This is a genomic window from Streptomyces sp. ATLC9 (assembly GCF_057196705.1).
On sequence record NZ_JBXUOY010000304.1, the window covers coordinates 1 to 5,923 of the forward strand.

7 protein-coding genes are annotated in these 5,923 nt (G+C 71.5%); all 7 read right to left on the reverse strand.

Annotation, left to right across the window (positions count from 1 at the left end; genetic code table 11):
- Positions 1-67: 67 nt before the first annotated feature.
- Entirely contained in the window at positions 68-901 is an 834-nt protein-coding gene (locus AC2CJA_RS23100) for an ABC transporter ATP-binding protein (protein ID WP_484604609.1), read from the reverse strand.
- Positions 888-1,835, reverse strand: a complete 948-nt coding sequence (locus tag AC2CJA_RS23105) for an ABC transporter permease (protein ID WP_484604610.1) — start codon at positions 1,833-1,835, stop codon at positions 888-890. Before AC2CJA_RS23105 ends, AC2CJA_RS23100 begins: the two co-directional genes overlap by 14 nt.
- Positions 1,836-1,936: 101 nt before the next feature.
- Positions 1,937-2,809: a glycosyltransferase family 2 protein gene (locus AC2CJA_RS23110; protein WP_484604615.1), complete on the reverse strand. Its 873-nt coding sequence runs from the start codon at positions 2,807-2,809 to the stop codon at positions 1,937-1,939.
- Between the two features lie 50 nt (positions 2,810-2,859).
- On the reverse strand, positions 2,860-3,645 hold the full coding sequence (locus tag AC2CJA_RS23115; RefSeq protein ID WP_484604611.1) for a CDP-alcohol phosphatidyltransferase family protein: 786 nt from the start codon (positions 3,643-3,645) through the stop codon (positions 2,860-2,862).
- Entirely contained in the window at positions 3,623-4,684 is a 1,062-nt protein-coding gene (locus AC2CJA_RS23120) for an iron-containing alcohol dehydrogenase family protein (RefSeq protein ID WP_484604612.1), read from the reverse strand. The genes AC2CJA_RS23115 and AC2CJA_RS23120 overlap by 23 nt, the downstream gene beginning before the upstream one ends.
- On the reverse strand, positions 4,672-5,421 hold the full coding sequence (locus AC2CJA_RS23125; RefSeq protein ID WP_484604613.1) for a phosphocholine cytidylyltransferase family protein: 750 nt from the start codon (positions 5,419-5,421) through the stop codon (positions 4,672-4,674). Before AC2CJA_RS23125 ends, AC2CJA_RS23120 begins: the two co-directional genes overlap by 13 nt.
- Positions 5,418-5,923, reverse strand: a 506-nt coding sequence (locus AC2CJA_RS23130; protein ID WP_484604614.1) for a DUF5941 domain-containing protein, incomplete at its 5' end; no start/stop codon positions are given. The genes AC2CJA_RS23125 and AC2CJA_RS23130, both read right to left, overlap by 4 nt.

Sequence of the window (5,923 nt, forward strand, 5' to 3'; positions counted from 1 at the left end):
CCCCCTGGCCCGAGCAGGAAGGGCCAGGGGGCGGGGCCGGTCCGTTTCCGGGCGGCGGCACGGATGGTTACTTGCGGGTGAACTCCTCGTACGCCTTCATCACGTCCTCGGTCGGGCCGTCCATGCGCAGCTCACCGCTCTCCAGCCACAGCACCCGGTCGCAGGTGTCCCGGATGGACTTGTTGTTGTGACTGACCAGGAAAACCGTCCCGGCCTCCTCGCGCAGCTCGCGGATACGGGCCTCGGAACGCTTCTGGAACTTCTTGTCGCCCGTCGCCAGCGCCTCGTCGATCATGAGCACGTCGTGGTCCTTGGCCGCGGCGATGGAGAACCGCAGCCGGGCCGCCATGCCGGAGGAGTAGGTCCGCATCGGCAGGCTGATGAAGTCGCCCTTCTCGTTGATGCCGGAGAAGTCGACGATGCCCTGGTAGCGCTCCTGGATCTGGACCTTGGACATGCCCATCGCCAGTCCGCCCAGTATGACGTTGCGCTCGCCGGTCAGGTCGTTCATCAGCGCGGCGTTGACACCCAGCAGCGAGGGCTGGCCGTCGGTGTAGACCCTGCCGCGCTCGGCCGGCAACAGGCCCGCGACGGCACGCAGCAGCGTGGACTTGCCCGAGCCGTTGGAGCCGATCAGACCGATGGCCTCGCCGCGGTAGGCGGTGAAGCTGACGCCCTTGACCGCGTGCACCTCGCGCACCCCGGCGGACGCCTTGCGGCGGACGATCCGGTTGAGGGCCGCGGTGGCGCTGCCCCGGCCCCGGGCGCCGCCGTTGACGCGGTAGACGATGTGCAGTCCGTCGGCGATGACGGTGGGCCGGCGCTCGGCGGAGACGGCCTCCGCGCCCTTCGCCCCCTTGTCCGCCGACGCGGCGGCTGCGCTCTTCTCAGCCACGGCCATAACGCTCCTCCGCCTTCCAGAAGTACACGAATCCGCCGAAGCCGATCACCACGGCCCAGCCCGCGGCCAGCGCCCAGGCATACGGCGGGAGGTCGGCGAGGGTGTAGCCGTCGATGAGCGCGAAGCGCATGAGGTCCATGTAGACGGCCGCGGGGTTGGCCTGGGCCGCGACGATCACCCACTCCGGAGCGCTGGTGCGCTCCCTGAGCATGTACTCCAGGGAGAACATCACACCGGAGGCGTACATCCAGGTGCGCATCACGAAGGGCATCAGCTGGGCCAGGTCCGGGGTCTTGCTCCCCAGCCGGGCCATGATCATCGCCAGACCCGTGTTGAAGACCAGCTGCAGGGCCAGGATCGGCACCACCAGCAGCCACGACCCGCTGGGGAAGTGCCGGAAGCCGAGGAGGATGGCTCCCAGGACGATCATCGAGTAGAGCAGTTGCTGGAGCTGCTGCAGCGAGAAGGAGATGGGCAGCGAGGCCCTCGGGAAGTGCAGGGCCCGCACCAGGCCGAGGTTGCCGGAGATGGACCGGACCCCCGACATCACCGAGGTCTGGGTGAAGGTGAAGACGAAGACGCCCGTGACCAGGAAGGGTACGTAGTTCCCCTTGCCGCCGGGCACCCCCTCGCGACCGCCCAGCAGGATGCCGAAGACGAAGAAGTACACCGCCGCGTTCAGCAGCGGCGTGGCCACCTGCCACAGCTGGCCCAGCTTGGCCTGGCTGTACTGGGCCGTGAGTTTCGCCCTGGAGAAGGCGAGGATGAAGTGCCTGCGCGCCCACAGCTGCCGGACGTACTCCGTCAGGGAGGGCCGGGCGCCGCTCACCGTCAGCCCGTACTTGGCGGCGAGTTCGGCCGGGGACAGGCCGTCGTCTGGTGAACGCGGGGGCTCGCTCGTCGCGATCGCACCGCCGTGCGTTGTGTCGCTCACGTTGAAACTTTCGTCCTCACAGTGCGCAGCCGGGATGGGAATGAGCACAGCGGAAGCCCGGCCCTGTCGTCACCGGACCCGATGCTCTCAGACAGAGCTTGTCAGATGACGGGAGGGCGGCCCAGCCGGGTCAGACGCCACACCGTACGCCACTTCATGGAACGGCGGGGTCCGCACGGGGTCGTCCAGCCCTCCCGGAAGCCGCCCAGCCAGGCGCGCAGCGCGGGGCGCGAGGGACGCCGCGCGAGGGTCAGCAGCAGCCATACGCCCAGGTAGAGGGGGATCAGCGGCAGCGGCAGGTTGCGCCGGGCCAGCCACACGCGGTTGCGGGCGACCATGCGGTGGTAGACCGCGTGACGGCTGGGGAGGGTGGTGGGATGGTGGAGCACCATGTCCGCGCGGTAGTCGATCGTCCATCCCGCGTCCAGCGCCCGCCAGGCCAGGTCGGTCTCCTCGTGCGCGTAGAAGAACTCGTCCGGCAGCCCGCCGACCTGCCGGAAGACCGCCGTGCGCACGGCGTTGGCGCCGCCGAGGAAGGTGGTCACGCGTGAGGAGCGCATCGGGTCCGAGGCGCGCAGCCGCGGTACGTGGCGGCGCTGGGTGGCCCCGGTGTCCGGGTCGGCGATGCGGAAGCTGATGATGCCCAGCTCCGGGTCGGCCGCGAACGCCCGGCGGACCAGTTCGGCGGTGTCGGTGTTCGGCAGCAGCCCGTCGTCGTCGAGGAAGAGCAGCGCGTCCACCTCGCTCCCGCCGGGCCCGAACGCCTCGATGCCGACGTTGCGGCCGCCGGGGATGCCCAGGTTCTCCGGCAGCTCCACCGTCCGCACCCCCTGCGGGAGCTCCGGCAGCGGGGCGCCGTTGCCGACGACCACCACCTGGACCGGGTCGCCGTCCTGCTTGGCGACCGAGTCCAGCAGGGCGCGCAGCTCCTCGGGGCGGTTGCCCATGGTGAGAACGACCGCGCCCAGTGTCACGGGCCTGCCGGAGGAGGGCTCCACGCCCTCGGTCATGTCGTTCACCGCCTTCACCGCAGCCGGCTCGACGCCAGGATGGACACCAGGTGCAGCAGCGTCTGCAGGACCGCGATGGCCGCCAGGACGGCGACGCCCAGCCGGGTGAAGAACAGGCCGCCGTGCAGTACGTCGGCGACCGCCACCGCCAGGATCACCAGGGACGCCTCGACCCCGCCGACCAGCCGGTGGAACTTCAGCGCCGCGGCCGCCCGGCGGGCCAGCGCCAGCCCCGAGGAGCGGGGCACGGCCGCCTCGTCCTTCACGGCGGGCAGGCCGCTGCGTGAGCGGGCCACGTCCACCAGGTCGGTCTCGGCCTTGATCAGGATCGCGCCCAGCGCGGCCACGGTGCCCAGGAAGGCCCACAGCCAGTTCGCGGAGGCCCCCTCGGTGCGGAAGACGTCCGCGGCCCGCACCCCGAAGCCGACCAGCAGCGCCGCCTCGGCCAGGTAGTGGCCCACCCGGTCGAGGTAGACGCCGGTGATGGAGGTCTGCTTCCGCCAGCGGGCGACCTCGCCGTCCACGCAGTCCAGCAGCAGGTAGAACTGGATCAGCAGGGCGGCCAGGACGGCCCCTGCCGGACCCGGCACCAGCAGCACGGCGCCGGCCGCCACACCGGCGACCACCATCAGATGGGTGAGCTGGTTGGGCGTTATCCGGGTGTTCACCAGGTGCCGGGTCCAGCGCAGCGAGATCTCCCGCATGTACAGGCGCCCGGCCCAGTGCTCACCGCTGCGCCGGTCCTTCACCCCGGCGGGGTGGACGACCGGGCGGAGTTCAGCTACTGACGGCTTTGACATAGTCGGCGTACGCGTCCCTGATCTGGTCGGTGGACAGGTCCAGGTGCTCGATGATCGTGTAGCGCCCGGGCCGGGTCTGCGGCGCGTACTCGACGGCCTTCACGAACTCGTCCTCGTCGAAGCCGATCTCGCCGGGCAGCACGGGCAGGCCGTGGCGGCGCAGCGCGTCGACGATCAGCGCCGTCTGCTCCTCCGCCCCGCGCAGGTGCATCGCGAAGGCGGCGCCGAGCCCGCACTGCTCGCCGTGCGCGGCGGCGCGCCTGGGGTAGAGCAGGTCGAAGGCGTGGTTGATCTCGTGGCAGGCGCCGGAGGCGGGGCGGCTGTCGCCGGCGACCGACATGGAGATGCCGGTGAGTACCAGCCCCTCGGCCAGGACGGTGAGGAACTCGTCGTCGCCGCAGCCTCCCGGGTGGCGCAGCACCGCCTCGCCGGCCTGGCGGGCCATGGCGGCGGCCAGGCCGTCGATCGACTCGCCGGTGACCTTGTGGGAGAGCTCCCAGTCGGCGACGGCGGAGATGTTGGAGATCACGTCGCCGACCCCCGAGCGCACGAAGCGGATCGGGGCCTCGCGGATGACGTCGAGGTCGATCACGATCGCGATCGGGTTCGGCACGCCGTACGAGCCGCGGCCGGCGTCGTTGTCGAGCGTGGCGACCGGGGAGCACAGGCCGTCGTGGCTGAGGTTGGTGGCGACGGCGACCAGCGGCAGGCCGATGCGCGCCGCGGCGAACTTGGCGCAGTCGATGATCTTGCCGCCGCCCATACCGACGACCGCGTCGTAGTGGCCGGACTTCATCGCGTCGGCCAGCTTGATCGCCTCGTCCAGCGTCCCGCCGCCGACCTCGTACCAGTCGGCGCCCGGCAGGGCGGGCGCGAACCGCTCGCGCAGGGCCGCGCCCGAACCGCCGCTGACGGCGATGGCGAGCTTGCCGGAGGCCGAGATGCGCTGGTCGACCAGGAGGCCGGCCAGGTCGTCCAGCGCACCGGGCCTGATGTCGACGACGACCGGTGACGGGATGAGCCGGGTCAGTACTGGCACGCGATCTCCCGCGCCTTGTTCAGGTCGTCGTGGTTGTCGATCTCGACCCACTTCACGTCGCCGATGGCGGCGGTGTCGATGGTGAGGCCGCGGTCGACCATCTCCTGGTAGCCGTCCTCGTAGTACAGCTGCGGGTCGCGCTCGTAGGTGGCCTTCAGCGCGTCGGCCAGGTCGGCGGCGGCGTCGCCCTCGATGAGGGTCACGCCGATGTACTCGCCGGTGGCGTCGGCCGGGTCCATCAGCTTGGTGATGCGGCGCACGCCCCTGCCGGGCTCGGTGACGACCTTCATCTCCTCGTCGGCCAGCTTCTTGACCGTGTCGAGGGCGAGGATGATCCGCTGCCCCTTGCCGCGGGCCTGAAGCAGGGTCTGCTCGACGGAGACCGGGTGGACGGTGTCGCCGTTGGCCAGGATCACGCCCTCCTTGATGACGTCGCGGGCGCACCACAGGGAGTAGGCGTTGTTCCACTCCTCGGCCTTGTCGTTGTCCACCAGGTGGAGCTTGACGCCGTACTTCTTCTCCAGGGCGGCCCTGCGCTCGTGGACGGCCTCCTTGCGGTAGCCCACGACCACGGCGGCGTCGGTGAGGCCGACCTCGCGGAAGTTGCCGAGGGTGAGGTCCAGCACGGTGGTGGCGCCCTCGCCCGCCGGGTCCACCGGCACCAGAGCCTTGGGGAGGGTGTCGGTGTAGGGACGCAGACGCCGTCCGGCGCCGGCGGCCAGCACGAGGCCGATCATGCGGGTTCTCCTGTTTCGTCGTGTACCGCGGGTGCGTGTGAGGACACCCAGAAACGGACGCTCTCGGTGAGCACCGTGAGCGCCAGGGCCCCGGCCAGGGCCGTGAGCGCGATCGTGAAGCCCTGCCCGGCGGCCCAGAGGGCAGCGGCGGCCGTGACCGCCACCGCGCGTCCCTCGTGCCCGCCGATCGCCCGCACCAGCCGGTGCGGGGGGGCGCCGGTGCCGCCGCGGATGCGGTACACCGTGTCGTAGTGATGGTAGGCGACCGCCGCGACCAGCCCGAACGCGGCGGGCAGGGCCCCTTCCGCGTCCGACCGGGCGGCCAGCGCCAGGATCGTGGTGTACTCCGCCGCGCGGAAGAGGGGCGGCACCAGCCAGTCCAGCGCGCCCGTCAGCGGGCGGGCGACGGCCAGCCCGGCCAGGACGGCGTAACCGAGCGCGGCGGCCGGCAGCCAGGGGCCGACCGGGGCGCGCAGCGCGGCGGCCACCAGGACGGCCGAGC